We start from the raw sequence: 20,186 nt of genomic DNA on the forward strand, positions 1-20,186 counted from the left end.
CCAACCCCCGCAATCGCCGCTCACCACAGCCCAAAGGAGCCAAGTCATGAGTTTGAAAGAACAGTTCAGCAAGGATGTCCTACTCACCGGCTGGGGCCACAGCCGCTTCGGCAAACTGACCGACGAGACACTCGAATCCCTGATCGTCCAAGTGGCCAGCGAAGCCATCAGCAACGCCGGCATCGAGCCCGGCCAGATCGACGAGATCTACCTGGGCCAGTTCAACTCCGGCATGATGCCCTTGGCGTTCCCGTCCTCCCTGGCACTGCAGGTCTCACCGGACCTGGCCAACGTTGCCGCCACCAGGGTGGAAAATGCCTGTGCCTCCGGCTCGGCCGCCTTCCAGCAAGGCACCAAGTCCCTGCTGGCAGGCACCGCCAAGACCGTCCTGGTGATCGGTGCGGAGAAGATGACCCATGCCGGGGCAGACGTGGTGGGTGCCGCCCTGCTCGGCGCTGACTACGACATGGCCGGCCAGACCTCCACCACCGGATTCACGGGCCTGTTCGCCGACGTTGCCAAGCATTACGAGAAGCGCTACGGATCGGTGTCAGATGTGCTCGGCACTATCTCGGCGAAGAACCACCGCAACGGCGTGGACAACCCCTACGCCCAGCTCCGCAAGGACCTCGGCGAGGAGTTCTGCCGCACCGTGTCGGATAAGAACCCGATGGTGGCCGATCCGCTGCGCCGCACCGACTGCTCCCCAGTGTCCGATGGCGCCGCCGCGGTTGTACTGTCCACTTCCGCGTCCTCGTCGGCGGCTACGCTGCCCGTTCAGCTCGCCGGTTTTGGCCACGCGAACGACTTCTTCCCGGCCGAGCGGCGGGATCCCACGGCTTTCGCGGCCACGCGCACGTCCTGGCAGCGCGCCTTGGCGATGGCCGGCGTCGGGCTTGAAGACCTGGACTTCGCTGAGGTCCACGACTGCTTCACCATCGCCGAGCTGCTGATGTACGAGGCCATGGGACTCACCGAACCCGGCCAAGGCGCCCGCGCCGTCACCGAAGGCTGGGTCTTCAAGGACGGCAAATTCCCCGTCAACGTCTCCGGCGGGCTCAAGGCCAAAGGCCACCCCGTCGGCGCCACCGGCGTATCCCAGCACGTCATCGCCGCCATGCAGCTCACCGGCACCGCCGGTGACATGCAGCTGGGCCGCGCCCGGCGTGCGGCGGTGCAGAACATGGGCGGTGTAGGCATCGCCAACTACGTCAGCGTCCTCGAAGCCGTGTGAGTCGAGACGACCGGAAGATGGGCGGCAACCCCCGGGAAGAGAAGATCTCCTCCAGGCCCGATTGTCGACGATTGGGCGCACTTCCGTAGGCGTTCTGCAGAGTAAATGTCGAACAACGTGCCGGGGAATCTCCCGCCAAGCTGTTCGCCAACCATAGGAATGACCACATGCCCACCTACCGTCACGACAACTGGGATCAGCTCATCGGCGCCCTCATCGAGGTTCGGAAAAACCAGAAAGTCCTCCGGACAGGGCGTGTGGACGATGCCATGTCAGACTCATCGTGCCTTTGGCTCGCCGCCGACGCAAACAACAATAGGGCCCTGTTCGAAGCAGCAGAAGGATACGAGGCTTGGGTAGAGCCCCTTCAGCTCGAAGGCAGACTCTTCAACCGCATGCCCGCTCCGGCGCTCCACCCCGAGACGCAGGTTCAGATCGTCTGCAGGCCCGAGTGAGGCTACATCACCCGACGGGCCTCGACGGGCCAAGCCTTCCCGTTCCCGGCACAAGTCCCCGTGGCGGATACCAAAATAGGGGTGATGCAGCCCAGTCGGAAGAATCCTTGCATCCAACCAGGGGCAATGTCGAAAAGGCCCTGCAATGGCACCGCCAAGCACTTTCCCAGGCCGTCGCGTCCATCAGAGCCATCTTGGTACGCCGGAACGAGCAAATCGCTGACGCGCTCTGGGATCGTGTTCCCCTCCGTGCCGTCTCGGCCGCCTCGTCCGCCTCCATGGCCGAGGTGCGCGCCATCGGTCTGAGCTTCGAGGATATGCATCCCCAAGGAGTGCCTCATGACGCGCATGTTGCTGCGATCACTTCCACGACCGACCGGCTTCAACGCGCCGAAGCCGAAAGAGAAAGGCTTTTAAGCCAGCGGGATCGGGTCATCATCACTGCATACAGCCTCCGGATTTGTGATTACTACGAAATTTCGGCTCTCACAGGCGTGCCCGCACGGGAAATCAGGAGAATGACTCGCAACACGGCGTGTCCAATATTGCATAAGTAAAGAAATTTGGCAGTTCGAACCCAGTCGGCTCTGCTTCCAAGCAACTCGCACCGTCCCAAAGGGAGATGACGACCTGGCAGCGCAGGCCATAGGCCCCAATCCTTGACGCCGCACAAGTGGCGGCAACTGCACCGCGTGATCGGGCGCCACCTTTGGCTACGCTGCTTGCCAGGTGGTCGTCTTTGAAATTGTTTCGGTGACGACGTTGATGTAGTTGTTGAGGGCGTCCCGGTTGCGGGTGAGGCAGTCGATGCGCTGATTCATCCGATCACGCTGTTCTTCGAGAACGGCCAGCAGTTCCAGTGTGGCGCCCGGTTCGATGGTGGCGGTATGGTCGCACCGCCGGGTCGGCGACGATGCCCAGAGTCGCGTCCAACAGCACCTGCCTGTCCTCCCCGGCTCTGCCCCGCTCAGCCAGCGCGTCCCATCTTGTGCCGCGGCTTGCTCTCCCGGGGGAAACGGGTGGGAGTAGCTCCATATCCTGCAAGCGCACGGTCGAACAACTGCACCACCTCGTTCAGCACGTTAGTCGCCGACTGCGCCAACAGCGTGGTCGGCTGGCACCAGGCACAGCAGGATGCCTCTCGATAGTTGCCGACCGCGTCGAATGTTCTTAGCGAAGGCCCGTGCAACAGCGTCCTGACCCGAAGTGTCGGCTCACACCCGCGAACTCCCATCGGGGTCGCAGCGCAGACGACTTCGAACGTTCCGTGCAGACGATTTCTGAAAATAACAACGGGCCCTGCCCGCTTGTAGCAAATACGACCGATTTCCGCTCCGCTGCCGCAGGCCGCTTACCAACGCCGCCGAGGCCGCACTGTCCGCCCTCGTCATCGGCATCAGCTTAAGCGCCGAACGAACCTGCGAAATAGCCGCCAAACGAAGTTAACGGTCACAGGTGGACCCAGAATTTGCCCTTCCGTGCCATCGCCGAACATGCCGCAAATCTGAAAAGTCTTTACTTATGGACACCAAATCCTGTACAAATAGAAGATAACGACATGAGACGTTCATCTCATCCATCTTTTGGACACCTTCGTCCGCGGAGTGTTCCTCACGCTTGCAAGGGAGCAACCGTGGCTATTGCAGCTGTCGATCCCAGTTCCACAGATATAACACCCCTCATCCAGCACCCGGTCCTTTGGGCCTGCGCTGCCGGCGTCTTCGCGGTGATCATCCTCCAGTCGGTCATCTATTTCAGGGCCATCCGCAAAGCAGCGCCGGCCGTCGGCCTGAGCCCTGCGCAGGTGACCGGTTCGGTCCGCTCCGGAGCAGTGGCGGCCATCGGGCCCTCGCTCGCCGTCGCGCTGATCGCCGTTTCCCTTCTTCCGTTGTTCGGCACGCCGGCGGTGCTCGCACGGATCGGCCTCGTCGGATCGGCGGCGTTCGATGTCGCCGCCGCAGGCATCTCGGCCGGCACCCAGGGCGCCGAGCTCGGCGGACCTACATATACCCAGAAGATCTTCGCTCTCGCTTTTGCCGCCATGACCATCGGCGGCCTGGCCTGGATGCTGTCCGCGCTGATCCTCACGCCCATCCTGAGCAAGGGTGATGCGAAACTCCGCAAGGTGAATCCGGCGGTGATGGCCATCGTCCCGACGGCGGCACTGTTGGGCGCCTTCTTCACCCTCGCCTTCACGGAAGTGCTCAAATCTCCCGCGCACCTGGTCACCATGCTGGCGTCAGCGGCCGCGATGGCCGTTTGCCTGATCCTCGCCCACCGGCTGAGGCTTTCCTGGCTGCGTGAATGGGGACTCGGATTCTCCATTGTCGTGGCCCTAGCAGCCGCCTACTTCATGACCGCAGCCTGAAGCCCCCGAAAGGAGCAATTCTGATGTCTACAACAACTTCCGCTGACACAGCCGCAGGACTTTCAGCCTTTGACCGCACCACGTCCATCTGGGGGCCCATCACCCTGGCGCTAGGCCTGCTCATCTCGCTGGCCGCCGCGCTGTATGCCGCCTTCGGCTCCGGGATGGGCATCACGCCGGTGGAACTGGTCACCGCCGTTGTGGCCGTGCTCGCCACCTTCGGCGTCATTGCCATCATTGAGCCCATCTCCTACTTCCCCATCCTGGGCCGCTCGGCCATGTACCAGGCGTTCCTGATCGGCAATATCGCCAACAAGCTCCTCCCCGCCGCCGTAGTTGCCCAGGCAAACCTCGGTGAGCGCCCAGGCACGCGCCGGGCGGAACTCATCGCCGGCAGCGCCATCATCGGTGCCGTGCTGATCCACATCACCACCCTGACCATCTTTGTGGGAATCCTGGGTACCTGGCTGGTGGGCATGCTGCCCGCACCGCTCATCGCAACGGCGCGCGGCTACATCCTGCCCGCCGTCTTCGGTGCCGTGGTCCTGCAGAGTGTGATGGCCATGAGGAGCCGCCGTACCACTATCGTGGCCGTCATCGTCGCCGCCGTCCTCGTCTTCGTGGTGGTTCCGCTCGTACCGTCTCTGACCTTCTACGCCACGGCGCTGGCCGTCGTCATCACCATCGCCCTGTCCTGGTTTACGCGGTCCAAAACCCCGCCGTCCGTTGTCGGCACGGCCCCGGCTGAAGCGAGCCCGCCGCACATCTCCGAACCGACCCGCTGAAAGGAAACCAAAAATGACCACCACCACGAGTGTGCGGCTGACCGCCGCCATAGAGGTTCCCGAATCATTTGTGGACGCCTACGTCGCCGTCTACAAGCACCTGCACGCCCACCCGGAACTCTCCTCACAGGAGTTCGAGACCGCCGCCTACATTGAAGCCCATCTGGCCGGCCTGGGGATTGAATCCTTCCGCTGCGGTGTCACCGGAGTGGTGGGCATCCTGAAGAACGGAGACGGACCGGTGATCGGCTTCCGGGCCGACACCGACGGACTGCCCATCGCCGAACAGACCGGCCTGGATTACTCCAGTGAAGCCACGGGCACGCTACCGGACGGGTCCACCGCCCCGGTGATGCACGGCTGCGGCCACGACACCCACATCGCTTCTGCCCTGGCGCTGGCCTCTCTTCTCTCGGAGCGCCGCGGCCTCTGGTCCGGGACCCTGGTCCTGATCTTCCAGCCCGGCGAGGAGACGGCGTACGGCGCGAGGGCAATGATCGACGACGGCCTCTGGGACCGCGCCCCCAAACCCGAGGTGGTGCTGGCCCAACACGTCATGCCCGTGGGCCAGGGCAAGCTCGTTATCCGGGATGGGCACATGGCCAGCCTGGCGGACTCCTGGAAGATCACGGTCCACGGCCAGCAGGCGCACGGCTCGCAGCCGGAAAAATCCATTGACCCGATCGTCGCCGCCTCTGCGATGGTCCTTCGACTCCAGACCATAGTCTCCCGCGAACTGGCGCCGTCCACCCCGGCCGTAGTGACCGTGGGTACGTTCCACGCGGGCCTGAAGGAAAACATCATCCCGGACTCGGCCGAGTTCACGGTCAACGTCCGGACCCCGGATGAAGACACCCGCACCATCGTGCTCGCAGCAATTCGGCGGATCATCTCCGCCGAAGCCGCGGCCTCCGCGGCTCCCGAACCCACCATCACGGAGCTGAACAACTTCCCCCGCTGCTACAACGATCCGGCGTCCACCAGCCGTGTCATGCAAGCGTTCACGGCGGACTTCGGCTCGGAGGCACTGACTGCGGCTCCGCTGGGGATGGGTTCCGAAGACGCGGGCTGGCTCAGCGACGCCATTGGTGTTCCCGGTGTCTTCTGGGCTTTTGGCGCCTTCGACCCGGAACTATTCGAAGGCGGCGCTTCGCCGGCGGGCAATCATTCACCGTTCTTCGCGCCGGACGCACGCGCCGCCGTCGTCGGTGGAACAGGGGCGGCACTTTCCGGAGTGCTAGCCTATCTGGGCCGGAACTGAGATGGCACGGGGGCGGCAGACTTGCCTGCCGCCCCCGTGTCGTTGGGTATCGACGCCGGCCGGCGTCGAGGGCGGGAAGCAGCAGTGAAAGGAAACGGACATGGAGCAGCCTGATGCGCTCGATCGGCAGATCATGGCGGCACTCGTGCGCAATGGCCGCGCGCCCTGGCGCCTGATCGCCGAGGTCCTGGGCCAACAGGAACGGACTGTGGCACGCCGGGGCAACAAACTGCTCGAATCCGGTGCCGTACGCATCAACGCGTTCATCAACCCCGTGGCAGTCAGTTCGCGGGGTGCCTTCCTGCTCCGCGTGGTGGCGGCGCCCAGAGAGCTGCGCCAGGTCTGTTCGTGGCTCGCCGACCAGGAAGAGTCCTCGTGGGTCAGCGCCCTGTCCGGATCCAACCAGGGTGTGGCGGAAATGTTCGTCCGTCCCGATGAGCTCTCAGAGCTGCTGTACCACCGTCTCGCGAAAGTGGAGGGCGTCCAGTCGTTCACCATGATGCCGCTGTTCGAGTTCTTCCGGACCCCCTCCGGCTGGACGCCGGACGTCCTGGATGAACAACAAAATGCCGCGCTGCACCCCGACGAGGATGCCCTCCGGGCCACCAGCAGGGCGACCGGTTACACACCGCTCGATGACACCGGCCTGATGCTGGCCCGGCTCCTGCACCGCAACGGCCGGGCAACCGTGGACGAGCTCGCTTCTGAACTGGATGTCTCCAAAGCAACCGTCAGCCGCCGGTTCGACGCGATGACCAGCTCCGGTGCCTTGTTAATCAGGGCGGTGGTAGACCTAGCGTCATTGGGCTTCCCCATCGAATCTTTGATCAGTATCACCTGTACAGGCGCAGCAACGAATGGGCTGGGGGAATACCTGGCCGGCCTCCCGGTCACGCGCTGGGCCGGCGCCTCCGGCGAGCAGCTTATGGCGCAGGTGGCTATGGCCACCCTGGAGGACCTCCGGCTGCTGCTGGCTGATCTCCAGATACGGGACGGGGTAGCCTCCGTCAGGTCCTCCATCTATGCGGAGGTGTTCAAGCGAAGCACTGTGCGGTACCACGACGGAATTCCGGAGAGGCCCTCGGCGGCAGCCTGAGCCGGCCGCATGAAAAGGTTACGGCCTCGGCGCAGAAAGCGGCCTGCCACCCGTACTGTGGCCGGTTTCCCAGAGCGTGCCTCCCAATTGGCGTGGTTGGATCGCACCCATGGGGGCGCGCCGTAGTACTCGGGAAAATCGGGCGGATATGTCTGTGGTGGCCGCGAGGATCGGGATGACCTGGCTGCGTTGGCTGGGCACGGGTGCGGTAGAGGCCTCGCCCGCGGCGGTGAAGCAGAGAGCCGTAGGTCTGCACCTACGTGAACAGTTTTAGGTCGTCAGACCCAAACGCCCCTTGTGGACGTGTCGACGTCGGTCTAGATTGCCCACGACGATCAGCCCGTCGCTGTCCGCCAGGGACAAGCCTGAGTCTTGGGCTGCCAAGTTCACGGCCTGGACCGCGAACTGTGAAGCCGTCTTCCCACACCCTGCCCAGTTCGGTGATACCGAGGTCGGCAATCGCCACCTTGATTGTTCTCGTAATTTTGCGTCCCGTCACTCTCCCTGCCACTGCGGGGCACGCTTCTCGGCGAAGGCTCGCATGCCTTCCATGAAATCCGTGCTGCGCATCAGCTTCTGCGCCTCCCACTCCGATCGCGCCCAGTCTGCCTGGTCGGATTCGACCGTTCCGTCCGTGATGCCGTTGGCGATGCGCTTGGTGGTTTGGACGGCCAGAGGGGCGTTTTCGCAGATTTGCCGGGCCAGTTCCAGTGCGGCAGGGAGAACTTCCTCAGGGGGAACGACACGGTTGACGAGTCCGATCTCGAGTGCCCGTTGGGCCGGGAGAGGTTGTCCGGTCAGGAGCATTTCCATCGCGATCTTCTTGGGGACCTGCTGACCGGCGCGGAAGGCCCCACCTGCGCCCGCAAAGATACCGAGCTTTACCTCGGGAAGCCCAAAGACGGCTTCGCTGGAGGCTATGGCCAGGTCGCTGGCCAGAACGATTTCGGTGCCGCCGCCGAGCGCGAAGCCGTTAATGGCGGCGATGGTGGGCTTGGAGATGTGGTGCTTGACGAAGCCGGCGAAGCCCCACTGCTCCATCCCCTCTGGGATCTCGCCGAAAGCTCCCACAGCGGCCGATTTAAGGTCTGCGCCGGCGCAGAAAGCCTTGTCCCCGGAACCGGTGATGACGACGGCCCGGATGCCTGGGCACTCCTCGGCATGCTCGAGCGCGCGTCCGACGCCCCGGATGACGTCGGGGTTGACGGCGTTGCGGGCCTCGGGGCGATTGATCGTCACCAGGAAGACGTGCCCGATTTCTTCGGCGGTGACTGCATCGTTGCAGTTGAGCAGAATCGGTCGACTGGTATCGGCGCGGTTTGTTGCAGTTGTCATTTCTGGTTCCTTTTCGGATTGGCGGGAGTGTCTAAATAGACCAGGGCTTCGATGTGTGGTCCGTGGCCTTTTGGCGCATTGGTTTTCAGGATTCGAGACCGTCGCCGAGGGCGAAGGCGAAAGCGCTGATACGGGCAACGATTTCACTCAGCCGATCGATGTCCGCAGGCTGGGAACGCGGACGCAGCGCAGCAGGCCAGCTCCCCGCAGAGACTCGACCATTTCCTCGCATCCTTGTCGCATGCGCATTAATCGAGTTGAGAGGATTGCACAGCAGCGAGTTTCCTGAGGTCGGCTTTCCCAATCTTTCCTCCCGGCGTGGTAGGGAGTTTGTCCACGATGGTGATGGCTACCGGGACTTTGTAATTTGCGAGACGGCCTGCGCAATATTCGATCAACGTGTCGGCTGTGATGGCAGAACCGTCGACGATCGTCACGAAGTAATGACCGATTTCGCCCTTCAGCGTGTCCGATATCCCGATGCCGGCTGCTGCCACGACTGCCTGGTGGCTGGTCAGAACGTTCTCGACCTCTACGGGGTATACGTTGTAACCCCCTTGGATAAACATCTCCTTCAAACGACCGCGGAACCGAAAATGTCCGGTACCCGTACGCGCAACAATGTCTCCGGTGGCGACCCATCCGCCCGGTCGAAAGGTGTCGGCCGTGGCCATAGCCTGGTCCCAGTACCCGGCAGCCGCAGCCGCTCCGCGCACCTGAAGTTCGCCGTCACCTTCGCCGTCGACGATTCCACCGTCGAAATCGACCACCCGTGTTTCGACGCCGTCCAGGGCCGTGCCCAACGTCGTTGAGATCGTCTCGAGATCGTCGTCCAATTCAGACATCAGACATGGCCCTGAGAACTCCGTCATCCCATAAAGGTTGACCAGGCGAACAGTCGGCCCTGCTCTACGGATCTCTTGGCACATCGTCGGTTCGGCGTTGGATCCTCCCACGATGGCCACCCTCAGACCGGAAAGCGTGCGCCCTTCCCCCAACGTCGCCAGGATCAACTTCCACATCATCGGGACACCAGCGAAAATCGTGATGTCATCGTTGGTGAGGGCATTCACAACAGCCGTCGGGGAAAAAGCAGGGTGCAGCACGACCTGTCCGCGCGCAAGGAGTGCAGAAAGCAGGGTACAGGTGAGCCCGCCGACGTGATTGAACGGCATCGTGGCGAGCATTCGGTCCTGCGCCGAGAATCCGATCCGCTCGACTTCGCCTGCTGCGGCGGCCAGAAGGCTCCGGTGTGTGAGAACCGCACCCTTCGGCGATCCCGTCGTGCCCGAGGTGTAGAGGATGACAGCCGTGGAGGCGGGATCATCGACTGGATTCGAGGCTGGTATCGATGCTACCGACGCGTCGTGAACGATGGCCTCCTCGAGGCGTATCGACGTGTCGAGATACACTACATGGCCGAGCGAAGGAACGAGCGGGATGACCCGCGCGTAGAGATCTGTGAAGTCCACGTCGCCGTCCGAGCGTTCCGTGACTACGATCTTCGCGCCGGACTGGGTGAGCATGTACGTCAGCTCTGTGTCGCGGTAACGCACGTTCAATGACACCATGATTGCCCCGAGGCGGGCAGACGCGAACAGCAACTCGACCCATTCCCGGCGGTTGGTCGTCGCAACAGCGATGCGATCACCCGCGCCGACTCCCCTGGCGGCAAGTGCCCCGGCGACCGAATCGGCCCGTTCCCGCAACTCCGCGAACGTGAGTGTGCCGCTGTCACGCAGGAACACCTGGTCGCCGTTGTCTGCCGCAGCTCGCGCGAGTTCGCCATACAACGTCACTGAGGTGTTGCCGGTAAACATGATTCTTCCTTGCTCGAACGGGATCACCACAGAAACAATTGCCTCTCAACGGGTACGCAGTTTGTGTTTCTCTATCTTTCCCGTCGCCGTCCTGGGGAGGGATTCGACAGGGACCACTTCCTTGGGGACCTTATATCCCGCGAGGTGCTCCTTGCAGAAGCCCACGATGTCGGACTCGCTCACCTCGAGCCCTTCCTCGACGACGATGATGGCCGTCACCGCTTCACCCCATCGTTCGTGTGGGCGACCGACGACCGCACACTCGCGCACACTGGGATGGGCCAGGATCACCTCTTCCACTTCGCGTGATGAGACGTTCTCGCCTCCGGACTTGACGATGTCCTTCAGCCGATCGGTGAACCAGACGACGCCTTCGTCATCGATGTAGCCGATATCGCCGCTGTGGAACCAGCCGTGGGCAAACGCTGCACTGTTCGCATCCGCGTTATTCCAGTAACCAATCATCAACTGCGGTGTGCGACACACGATTTCACCCTCTACGCCACGATCGACGAGGACTCCATTTTTATCCATAATTCGGACGTCCGTGGTGATGGCCGGCGAACCCCAAGCGCCGTGCTTGGTCCGCTGATGGCCCGGCCATTGAAGCTCGTTCGCCGGTATCGTCTCAGTTTGACCGGATGCCATGACAATATCTGCATTGGGGAATGCCGCCCGCAGTGCATCGACTCGGTCCAGTGTCATGTACGCCATCGAATAGATACCGAGGCGGACCGATTCCGTGACGGTTCCCTGCTGTCTCACGATCTCGAGTAACGCCTCCCACATCACCGGCAGGAGAATCAGATGGGTGACTTCAAACCGTGCTATCGCGCCGGCAATGAGGTCCGGGTCAAATGATCGGTACAGCAGCGCCGTGCCACCGGTCGCGAGCAGCGGCAACAACGAGCCATCGAGTCCGGCGCAATGGAACATTGGAAGCACGATCGGCATCACGGACCCCGCAGTATCGCGCTGATGACGCATCTGGATCGTGTTGCTCAACGTCGCGATGAGGACCGAACTATGGCTAGCAAGCACACCTTTGGGACTCGAAGTGGTGCCTGAGGTATAGAGGCAATGAAGGGGGTCGGTGTCCTCGACGATGACCTCGACCGGCGCGGAATTGTGTTCCAGCAGCGTCTCCCATGGCACCGCGCCCCCGGCCTTCGATCGACCTTCGTCCAAGCCGATCACGACTATCTGCGCCGGCACCAACATGCGGGCCGAAGCCTGGGCGATCTTTCGCAGGTGTTCATCAGCCACCACCACGGTTCCCACCGACGCATCCGAGAGTTGAAACTCTATTTCCTCCGCCGAGAGCGAATAGTTGATAGGCATGCAGACAATACCCGTCTTAGCGCACGCCAAGAACGTGACAACGAACTGCCAGCTGTTTGAGGCAGCGATCGCGAGTCGATCTCCCCGGGCCAATCCGGTAGCGAGGAGTCCTCGCGCGACAGAATTCGCGTAGTCCTCGAGCTCGCGGTACGTGATGGTCGTGTCGCCGTCCACGAGGGCGGCGCGACTTCCGAAATGCTCGGCCCCCCGAGTCGGGAGGTCACCGATGCATGATCGGCGGACGAGGTTGGCGACGAGACCGCTCGGGATGCTGTTGATGGGAGAAAGTCGCTGCGAAGTTGTCATGTTGTGCCTCTCATTAGAGTAGTTGTGCTCAACCGGGGCCCCGGCCGAGCTTAGGGAAGGGCTATCCGATCCAGTCTCCTTCCAGTATGTTCCGGGTACCAAAGCTTGCCCTGGTCGCACTGCGAAGCGATTTCCGTTGCTAGGCTGCCGTGGTCGACGCACGGCCGGGCGTGGTTCCGTGACGGGCACATTGATGTCGTGTCCCTGGGAGCGCAGGTACACGACGTGGCTGGCTGTTTCGGAGACGGCCAGGCGCAGCGAGAAGGCCTGCAGGGATTCCCAGCCGCGGGACCAGGTCAGGTGGCGGGCGATGTCCCAGACGCTTTGTGGCCGGTGCGTCTCCATCACCCGGAGAACCTCGGCGGAGCGTTCGCGGTTGTGGTCGACCAGCTGTGCGACTCGGCGCTGCATGCCGCGGAACCGGTACTCGTGGGCCGGGCAGACCTCCATCTGGTCCTCGAACGCGATCAGATCCAGGGATTTGTAGTAGTCCGCCAGCGGGTTTGCCGGCCCGGGCAGTTCCAGGGCTATGTGCGGGGAGATGCGCGGCAGGACGTGGTCCCCGCTGAAGATCAGGCCGTGGGGCTCATCGACCAGGCAGATATGGCCGGGTGAGTGCCCGGGGGTGGTGACCACCTGCAGGTTGAGCCCTTGGGCGGGCACGAGGCTGCCGTCGGTGAGCCGAAGGTCCGGATCGGCGAGGTTCTGCAGATGGGTGAGGTGGGGGCGGTCCAGGGCCGCTTCGGCCAGCCGGTCCGCCGGCACGCCCCAGAGCGTCAGCTCCTCGCGGTCGTTGTTCAGAACAACGTCATGGTCCTCACCGGCGGTAAGCCGGCGCACTTCCCGGTCACCCAGGGCAACCCACGCCCCTGTGGCCGTCCGCAGGCGGGCGGCCATCCCCAGATGGTCCGAGTGGAAATGAGTAGCCACAATACCCGTCAGGTCAGTCAGGCCAAGGCCGGCCTGCCGCAGACCGGCGGCCAGATGCTCCAGGCCGGCGTCGCTGTCCCAGCCCGGATCGATCAGTACCGCGTCACTGTCGCCCAGGAGCAGGTAGCTGAGGGTATAGCGCATGGGATTGTCCGGGAACGGGACGGGGATGGACCACACCTCCGTGCCGAGCTGCTCCACGGGCGGCAGCACCTTGTTCCGCCACGCTTCCTTCTGGGCGTGGCCGGTGAGGGTAATCGGCGGCAGGCTCATCAGTTCCTTCTTTCAAGGCCAAACATGGGTGCGGACGTTACTTGCTGACTTTTCCGGTGAGGGAGGCGAGGGGCCGCAAGAAAAGGGGCCTTGCCAGGAACCAGGCGGCGACCATGACGGCAAGGGAGGCGGCGAAGATCCAGAACCCGGTCCACCCGGCGCCGTCGGTGGAGGCGTACATGTGGTTCAGGTTGTGGAGCGCGCCGGTGGTGAACACGAGGGCCACGTGCACGATGACGAAGCAGATGAAGTAGAGCATGACCGGGAAGTGGATGGCCCGGGCCGCCTCGACCGGGTAGATCCGGTTCAGTGTCGTGGCGTTCTTCGGCCATGCCCCACTCATGCGAAGGCCGGTGGCCAGGGCCAGCGGCGCGGCAAGGAAGACGATGGAGAAGTAGGCCAGCACCTGCAGCGAGTTGTAGTTCACCCACCCGTTTTCGGTGGGCCAGTTCAACGAGGCGTACTGGAGGGCCGCGGACAGGGCGTTGGGTACGACGTCCCAGCTGGTCGGGACGATCCGCATCCACTGGCCCGTGATAAAGAGCAACACGACGAAGATGATGCCGTTGAGCACCCACAGCGCGTCCAGGCTCAGGTGGAACCAGAGGTTCAGGCTGATCTTCGTCGGCTTCCCCTTGGTTCGGATCGGCCCGGTGTTGTTCCGGGTCCAGTGTTCCTTGGGCCTGGCTGTGGTGCGCACTAACCAGCCGGAACGGATGATCAGCACGATGAAGAACGCGTTGAGGAAGTGCTGCCAGCCCAGCCAGGCCGGCAGGCCCACCGGGGCCGTCCCGGGCAGTTCGACCTGTCCCGGGTAGGTGGTCAGGAAGTCCTGGACGGCAGGGAGTGTCCGCATCCACTGGGCGAAGAGCACGACAGCCGCCAGAGCTACCACGGCTATGGTGATCGCCACGGCCAGTCTGGCCCGTTTGTTCCCGGGCTTCGTTGGCGTTTTGCTGGTTGTCGTAGAGATGACGGGTTGTCCTTTCCTTAGGGCGGGGGCCCGGCTGCTGTCCCGGCCGGTGGCAGGGCCGGCCGGGAGCGGCTAGTTGGAGCGGGCCTGGATGGCTTCGATCAGTTGTGGAACTACGGTGAACACGTCACCGACGATGCCGAAGTCGGCGACGTCGAAGATGGGGGCGTCTTCGTCCTTGTTGATGGCCACGATGGTCTTTGCGGTCTGCATGCCGGCCCGGTGCTGGATGGCGCCGGAGATCCCCAGCGCCACGTACAGCTGGGGGGACACGGTGATGCCGGTCTGCCCGACCTGGGAGCTTTGTTCGATGTAGCCGGCGTCAACGGCGGCCCGGGAGGCGCCGACGGCGGCGCCGAGCGCGTCGGCGAGCTGTTCGACGAGCAAGAAGTTCTCCTTCGAGCCCAGGCCGCGCCCACCGGAGACCACACTGGTCGCCCCGCGCAGCGCCGGCCGTCCCGAGCCCGGACCTGTGGCGTGCACCGTATCGATCCTTGCGGAGTTCCCGGCCTCGATATCCAGTGCGACGGTCGTAACCGAAGGGGTTGCCGCGGCGGCGCGCTCATCCAGGGCACCCTGGCGCAAGGTGATGACCGCCGGGCCCGACTGCACCGTTGCTTCAACGGTGTAGGCGCCGCCGAAGACCGAGTGGACGCCGACGGCGGTCCCGTCCTCGGCGACCCTGACGTCCACGACGTCGGCCAGCAGCCCGCCCCCGGCGCGGACCGCGAACCGCGCCGCGGCCTCACGGCTTTCAACCGAGTTCGCCACAATCACGGCTGACGGTCCCAGCGCCCGGGCAGCGGAAGTGAGTGCTTCTACCTGGGCTGTCGCCAGCAGCCGGCCCACCTGCGCGCTCTCCGCGATGTATACCTGCTGCGCGCCGAGAACCCCGAGCTGCGCCACCAGGGCGGCGCCCTCTCCGGGCTGCGTGGCCACGACGGCCACGGGCGTGCCGAGCTTGGCGGCCGCGGCAATCACCGCCGGTGCGCTGGTGGCGAGGGCCCCCGCGGATGTAATTTCAATCAGTGCCAGTACGTTGGTCATGTCAGTATCCTCGGGTCAGATCAGGCGGCCGGCGACCAGGAACTCGGCGAGCTCCCGGGCCGCGGTTCCGTCGTCGACGATTTTCTTGCCGGCAGTGCGTGCCGGTCGCTCGGAAATGGTGAGCACGGTTGAAGTGCCGCCGGTCACACCGGCGTCCAGGCCCAGGTCTGTCAGGGACAGGGTGGCCAGGGGCTTGCGCTTGGCGGTCATGATGCCCTTGAAGTTCGGGAAGCGGGCCTCGGCGGACCGCTCGGTCACCGACACAATGGCCGGCAGTGCCGCGCTCACCGCCAGGCTCCCGGACTCCACGGTGACCTCTCCGGCAACCGTGCCCCCGGTGAGCTCCAGGGTGTTCAAGGAGGAAAGCAGCGGCAGCCCGAGGTGCTCGGCCATCATGGCCGGTACTACACCGCCGCGGCCGTCGGTCGACTCGTTTCCGGCGACGACCAGGTCGAAGCCGGTCCGCTGCACGGCCGCGGCCAGTACGGCCGCCGTCGTAGCGATGTCGGCGCCTTCCAGGCGGTCATCCTCCACGTGCACCGCGGAATCCGCCCCCATGGACAACGCCTTGCGCAGGGCCTGAGTGGCGGAGGCCGGACCCATGGTCAGCACCACGACCTCGCTCCCCTTGTTCGCATCCTTATGGCGCAGCGCCACCTCGAGGGCACGCTCGTTGATTTCGTCCGCGACGCTCTCACTCGCGTCGCGGTCCAGCACACCCGTCACGGAGTCGAGCCTGCGCTCTTCCTCCGTGTCGGGCACCTGCTTCACCAAAACAATGATTTTCACGGGACTTTCCTTCTGCTGCAGCTAGATCAAATGGTCGTTGTGGTCGTACTGGTCTCCGAAGTGTGGAGTCGGTTTGCGTTCGTGCGGGGTCTTGCTGTGGGCGTGGGCAGCTTCGGCGCTTGATCTTGCCTGCCGGGGTTTTGCGGAAGAGCGTTGACGAACCTGAAGCGATTTGCCGTAAACAGGTTGGGAGCCAAACGAGGCGCCTTCATCCGCCGAAGCTGAACGCCGGCCATGAGTACTGGTCCTTAGGGGACCGCCGGAGGGTGAGGCTGGCTAGATCCTTTCTTCACCAACGCGGGTTGTTGCGGTTGCGTTTGCCGGAACTTTCGTCGGTTCCTGACTCTTGAGGCTTGAGATCGCCTCCAGCGCCCGGTTATTCGTGCGTTCCCCGAGCAATCCAATAACAATCCCAGCGAGAATCATCGCGATGGCAAGGAACAGCATCACTGCCGTGAAGCCCAGGGAACCGAGGATCGCCGCCAGAATAAAGGTGCTTCCGAAGGCCATTAAGCGGGCGATGCCGTTGGCTGTTCCTGTGCCCAATGCACGCAGATGCGTGGGAAAGATTTCCGGCATGTAGGTATAGATGCAGGTTGTCGAAGCAAAAGCCAGGAAGGTGATGAGTAGACCGGACGTCAGCAGCATTGGAGCTCCACTGCCGAACCCGAACATGAGCATGAACAATCCCATCCCGACGAACAGCATCATGACTGCCCATTTACGCTCGATCTTATCGATGAAGAGCAGGGCAATGAGGGCACCCGGAACGGCTGCGAGCGAGAGAATCGACGTATATGTGAGGCTTTCGGCGGTGGTGAGCCCTGTCTCTGTCAGCAACAGCGGAAGCCACGCGTTGAAGCCGTAGTATCCGATCAAACCAAATCCGTAACCGATCGCGAGAACGGCCGTTCGCCGCAGGAGGCCCTGACGGATTAGGTCGGATGGTTTCGATGCAGGGATCGGTGCGGGCACGGTGTCAACTTCGGGTAGCGGCCCACCCCATTTTGCTTCGGCTTCCCGTTCGAGCAGGAGTACCGTTTTCTCCGCTTCCTCGATGCGACCCTTGCCTTCCAGCCACCGAGGAGATTCCGGTAGCCACAACCAGGCGAGGATGACAACAAGCACGCCGGCCGACCCTGCAATAAAGACAAAGCGCCAGGAACCAGTGCCCAGCGGGACGACCCAGCGTGAAAAGAACGCCAGCGCCGGCACTCCCAAGAGGCTGACCCCCAGCATGAGTGCCTGAACCCGGCCCCGGAACTGCCTTGGGAACATCTCGGCGGCATAGGTGAGCAGTACGACTACGAGCGCTTGCAGCCCGGCGCCGGTGAGCAGTCGGTAGATCGACAGTTCGGTGACAGTGGTCGCAGTCGCGGTTAGCATGCTGAACAGGCTAAAGAACGCCGTGGCGCCGATGATGACCCGTTTTCGGCCGAAGCGATCGGCTAGTCGACCGCCGATTATGGATCCACAGAACATTCCCAGAAATGTTGCTGAAGTCGCTATCCCGACTTCACCAAGAGATAGGCCCCACTCGGCGCGGATAGCCGGCAACGCATAGGCCAGTGCGTTTAGGTCGGCCATATCGAAGAACAGCAGGGTAGTGAGCAGTGCTGCCCATTTGATGTGGCTGCGGGTTACAACTGGTATTCGGTTCAGTCGTGCGCTTAAGCGCCATGAGTCGTGAGTGTACTCCGTTGTATTCGACACAATTGGACTCCGTAATCGAGTTTTTTGTCGGAACCGTAGGAAACGGGTGCCGAAGTTGTCGGGTTGCTGGTTGCAGCCCACGAAGGCGGCCCCACACACCTCCGATGAACATGACTTTGAAGTCATATTGAACCAAAGTGTGACACATGCCACGTGGCCGGTCAATAGCCTAGGGTTCAGCGGCAGGCGTTGGTATCCGATCACAACGCACTTTCCAGAGCGTTTTCCGAAGGGCATTTTTCGGCAGCCCAAAGTTGACCCGGCGGTCGGTGGGACGGGTGGAAGTGAGGGGGCAACATGTGCCCGCCGAACTTTGACGGGGACACATCGGGCGGGATTAGGAGCGGCGACCTAGCCTGCGGTCGCTGCGATCATGCTCAAGCGGGGCGCCGGCGGGAAACGGCAGGCCACGCTTTCAGGGTTTCAGGCCTTTGGTCCACCCGCGACGTAGATAACTTGCCCGGAGACGAACGATGCATCGTCTCGAGCGAAGAATGACACAGCGCTGGCGATGTCGCTTGGTTGCCCAACCCGCTGAACGGCAATTTCTCTCGCTGCAGCGGCTTTATATTCTTCAAAAGGCACGCCGACACGTTTTGCTGTTGCAGCAGTCATGTCCGTTTCGATGAAGCCAGGAGCAATCGCGTTTACCGTCACGCCGTATCTGCCCAGCTCGATGGCAAGGGTCTTGGTGAACCCTTGTAGCCCTGCCTTGGCTGCGGAATAGTTGGCTTGACCTCGATTGCCGAGCGCCGAGATGCTCGAGAGGTTCACGATGCGACCCCACCCCGCATCAGTCATATGTACCTGAGCGGCGCGGCTCATCAGGAAGGAGCCGCGCAGATGAACGTTCATGACGGTGTCCCAGTCCGCTGTGGTCATCTTGAACAGCAGATTGTCGCGCGTGACACCGGCATTATTGACGAGGACAAGGGGAGCGCCGAGCTGTTCCGCGACCTGCTCGACCGCCTGGGCCACCGATCGTTCATCCGAGACGTCAGCACCTACGGCGAGTGCACGACCACCGGCACTCTCGATTTCGGATACCAGGGGTTCGCAGGCACTCTTGTCCAAGTCGAGTACTGCCACTGCAAAGCCGTCTCGTGAGAGCCGGCGTGCGACGGCGGCACCGATGCCGCGGGCGGCGCCGGTGACGATGGCCGTGCGGATGGGGTTACTGCTCATCGGAGATTCCTTTCTCATGCGGGATTCGGGTCAGGACAGTCGTTCGAGGACCATGGCCATGCCCTGTCCGCCACCGACGCACATGGTTTCGAGGCCGAACTGCTTGTCGTAGGTCTGCAGGTTGTTCAGCAGGGTCGCGGTGATGCGGGCGCCGGTCATGCCGAACGGGTGGCCGAGGGCGATGCCGCCGCCGGAGACGTTCAGCTTGTCCTCGTCGATTCCCAACTCACGTGCGGAGCCGAGCACCTGGACCGCGAAGGCCTCGTTGATCTCGAACAGATCGATGTCACCGATACCCATTCCGGCGATGGCGAGGGCCCGCTTGGACGCCTCGATCGGGCCGAGGCCCATGATCTCCGGCGAGAGTCCCGAGACGCCGGTGGAGACGATCCGCGCGATTGGGGTCAGACCCAGCTCCTTGGCCTTGGTGTCGGACATGATCACCAGCGCCGCGGCGCCGTCGTTGAGCGGGCACGCGTTACCGGCAGTGACGGTACCGTCGGGGCGAAAAATCGGCTTCAGCTGGCTGACAGCCTCGTAGGTGGTGCCGGCGCGTGGGCCGTCGTCCGTGGACACGACGGTGCCGTCGGGCAGCGTCACCGGCGTGATCTCCCGCTCGTAGAAGCCGTTGATTATGGCCTTTTCGGCGCGGTTCTGGCTGCGCACCGCCCAGCGGTCCTGCTCTTCACGCGAGATCCCAGTCATCTGTGCCACGTTCTCAGCCGTCTGCCCCATTGCGATGTACGTGTCGGCAACAAGGCCCACCTTCCGCGGGTCTTCCCAGGTCTGACCGCCCTGCGCGAGCTTCTCGGTGCGCGTCTGCGCGTCGGCGTAAAGCGGGTTGTGGGTGTCGGGCAGAGAATCGGAGTTGCCTTTGACGAACCGCGAGACGGTCTCGACGCCCGCGGATATGAAAACATCTCCCTCCCCGGCCTTGATGGCGTGCAGTGCCATCCGGGTTGTCTGCAGCGACGATGAACAGTACCGGGTGATGGTGGTGCCGGGCATGAAGTCGTAGCCCAGCTGGACCGCGACGTTGCGGCCCATGTTGTAGCCCTGCTCACCGCCTGGAAGTCCGCAGCCGAGGAGGAGATCGTTGATGTCGGTGGGGTCGAGCGCGGGCACCTTGTCCAGTGCCGCCCTGACCATTTGTGCTGCGAGGTCGTCGGGGCGCATGTCCACTAACGACCCCTTCATGGCGCGACCGATCGGCGAACGGGCAATGGAAACGATAACTGCTTCAGTCATGTCTAGATCCTTACGTGTTTACGGGCC

Annotated in this window: 15 protein-coding genes; 6 read left to right on the forward strand and 9 right to left on the reverse strand. The window is 63.2% G+C overall.

The features are described 5' to 3' along the window. The first annotated feature begins 46 nt into the window (after positions 1–46). From AU252_RS00710 to AU252_RS00740, 6 genes are all read left to right on the forward strand, one after another. Positions 47–1,234 carry an acetyl-CoA acetyltransferase gene (locus tag AU252_RS00710; RefSeq protein WP_058929081.1) on the forward strand — a complete coding sequence of 396 codons (1,188 nt, stop codon included), beginning with the start codon at positions 47–49 and terminating at the stop codon, positions 1,232–1,234. A gap of 167 nt (positions 1,235–1,401) precedes the next feature. Next, complete coding sequence (locus AU252_RS00715; RefSeq protein WP_058929082.1) at positions 1,402–1,689, forward strand: hypothetical protein; 288 nt, start codon at positions 1,402–1,404, stop codon at positions 1,687–1,689. 1,633 nt (positions 1,690–3,322) lie between these two features. Continuing rightward, positions 3,323–4,057, forward strand: a complete 735-nt coding sequence (locus tag AU252_RS00725; protein ID WP_058929084.1) for a DUF5058 family protein — start codon at positions 3,323–3,325, stop codon at positions 4,055–4,057. Between the two features lie 23 nt (positions 4,058–4,080). After that, a complete protein-coding gene (locus AU252_RS00730; protein WP_058929085.1) occupies positions 4,081–4,842 on the forward strand; it encodes a hypothetical protein in 762 nt (253 codons plus the stop codon). Positions 4,843–4,855: 13 nt separating this feature from the next. Then, a complete protein-coding gene (locus AU252_RS00735; protein ID WP_058929086.1) occupies positions 4,856–6,103 on the forward strand; it encodes an amidohydrolase in 1,248 nt (415 codons plus the stop codon). A 100-nt stretch (positions 6,104–6,203) separates the two neighbouring features. Continuing rightward, entirely contained in the window at positions 6,204–7,199 is a 996-nt protein-coding gene (locus AU252_RS00740; protein ID WP_058929087.1) for an Lrp/AsnC family transcriptional regulator, read from the forward strand. A gap of 495 nt (positions 7,200–7,694) precedes the next feature. Here AU252_RS00740 and AU252_RS00745 read toward each other — a convergent pair whose 3' ends face one another. The 9 genes from AU252_RS00745 to AU252_RS00785 form a co-directional block, all read right to left on the reverse strand. Then, entirely contained in the window at positions 7,695–8,534 is an 840-nt protein-coding gene (locus AU252_RS00745) for an enoyl-CoA hydratase/isomerase family protein (RefSeq protein ID WP_083510176.1), read from the reverse strand. A 248-nt stretch (positions 8,535–8,782) separates the two neighbouring features. Beyond that, positions 8,783–10,354: a class I adenylate-forming enzyme family protein gene (locus AU252_RS00750; protein ID WP_058929088.1), complete on the reverse strand. Its 1,572-nt coding sequence runs from the start codon at positions 10,352–10,354 to the stop codon at positions 8,783–8,785. A gap of 45 nt (positions 10,355–10,399) precedes the next feature. Further along, positions 10,400–13,204, reverse strand: a complete 2,805-nt coding sequence (locus tag AU252_RS24260) for an AMP-binding protein (protein ID WP_205630615.1) — start codon at positions 13,202–13,204, stop codon at positions 10,400–10,402. Positions 13,205–13,241: 37 nt separating this feature from the next. Then, the gene (locus AU252_RS00760; protein ID WP_083510536.1) at positions 13,242–14,060 is read right to left on the reverse strand and encodes a cytochrome b/b6 domain-containing protein; all 819 of its coding nucleotides are present in this window, start codon (positions 14,058–14,060) and stop codon (positions 13,242–13,244) included. 189 nt (positions 14,061–14,249) lie between these two features. Then, entirely contained in the window at positions 14,250–15,224 is a 975-nt protein-coding gene (locus tag AU252_RS00765) for an electron transfer flavoprotein subunit alpha/FixB family protein (RefSeq protein WP_058929090.1), read from the reverse strand. Between the two features lie 15 nt (positions 15,225–15,239). Beyond that, positions 15,240–16,013, reverse strand: a complete 774-nt coding sequence (locus AU252_RS00770) for an electron transfer flavoprotein subunit beta/FixA family protein (protein WP_058929091.1) — start codon at positions 16,011–16,013, stop codon at positions 15,240–15,242. 276 nt (positions 16,014–16,289) lie between these two features. Then, a complete protein-coding gene (locus AU252_RS00775; RefSeq protein ID WP_205630616.1) occupies positions 16,290–17,726 on the reverse strand; it encodes an MFS transporter in 1,437 nt (478 codons plus the stop codon). Between the two features lie 423 nt (positions 17,727–18,149). Beyond that, positions 18,150–18,911, reverse strand: a complete 762-nt coding sequence (gene fabG / locus AU252_RS00780) for a 3-oxoacyl-ACP reductase FabG (protein WP_058929092.1) — start codon at positions 18,909–18,911, stop codon at positions 18,150–18,152. Positions 18,912–18,941: 30 nt separating this feature from the next. Further along, on the reverse strand, positions 18,942–20,159 hold the full coding sequence (locus tag AU252_RS00785) for an acetyl-CoA C-acetyltransferase (RefSeq protein WP_058929093.1): 1,218 nt from the start codon (positions 20,157–20,159) through the stop codon (positions 18,942–18,944). Positions 20,160–20,186: the final 27 nt, after the last annotated feature.

Origin of the sequence: Pseudarthrobacter sulfonivorans (assembly GCF_001484605.1) — a bacterium.
Taxonomy (GTDB): Bacteria; Actinomycetota; Actinomycetes; order Actinomycetales; family Micrococcaceae; genus Arthrobacter; species Arthrobacter sulfonivorans_A.

Coding starts and splice junctions, on each gene's coding strand:
- AU252_RS00710 (WP_058929081.1), top strand. CDS start 47: ATGAGTTTGAAAGAACAGTTCAGCAAGGATGTCCTACTCACCGGCTGG.
- AU252_RS00715 (WP_058929082.1), top strand. CDS start 1,402: ATGCCCACCTACCGTCACGACAACTGGGATCAGCTCATCGGCGCCCTC.
- AU252_RS00730 (WP_058929085.1), top strand. CDS start 4,081: ATGTCTACAACAACTTCCGCTGACACAGCCGCAGGACTTTCAGCCTTT.
- AU252_RS00735 (WP_058929086.1), top strand. CDS start 4,856: ATGACCACCACCACGAGTGTGCGGCTGACCGCCGCCATAGAGGTTCCC.
- AU252_RS00740 (WP_058929087.1), top strand. CDS start 6,204: ATGGAGCAGCCTGATGCGCTCGATCGGCAGATCATGGCGGCACTCGTG.
- AU252_RS00745 (WP_083510176.1), bottom strand. CDS start 8,534: ATGACAACTGCAACAAACCGCGCCGATACCAGTCGACCGATTCTGCTC.
- AU252_RS00750 (WP_058929088.1), bottom strand. CDS start 10,354: ATGTTTACCGGCAACACCTCAGTGACGTTGTATGGCGAACTCGCGCGA.
- AU252_RS24260 (WP_205630615.1), bottom strand. CDS start 13,204: ATGAGCCTGCCGCCGATTACCCTCACCGGCCACGCCCAGAAGGAAGCG.
- AU252_RS00760 (WP_083510536.1), bottom strand. CDS start 14,060: ATGCGGACACTCCCTGCCGTCCAGGACTTCCTGACCACCTACCCGGGA.
- AU252_RS00765 (WP_058929090.1), bottom strand. CDS start 15,224: ATGACCAACGTACTGGCACTGATTGAAATTACATCCGCGGGGGCCCTC.
- fabG (WP_058929092.1), bottom strand. CDS start 18,911: ATGAGCAGTAACCCCATCCGCACGGCCATCGTCACCGGCGCCGCCCGC.
- AU252_RS00785 (WP_058929093.1), bottom strand. CDS start 20,159: ATGACTGAAGCAGTTATCGTTTCCATTGCCCGTTCGCCGATCGGTCGC.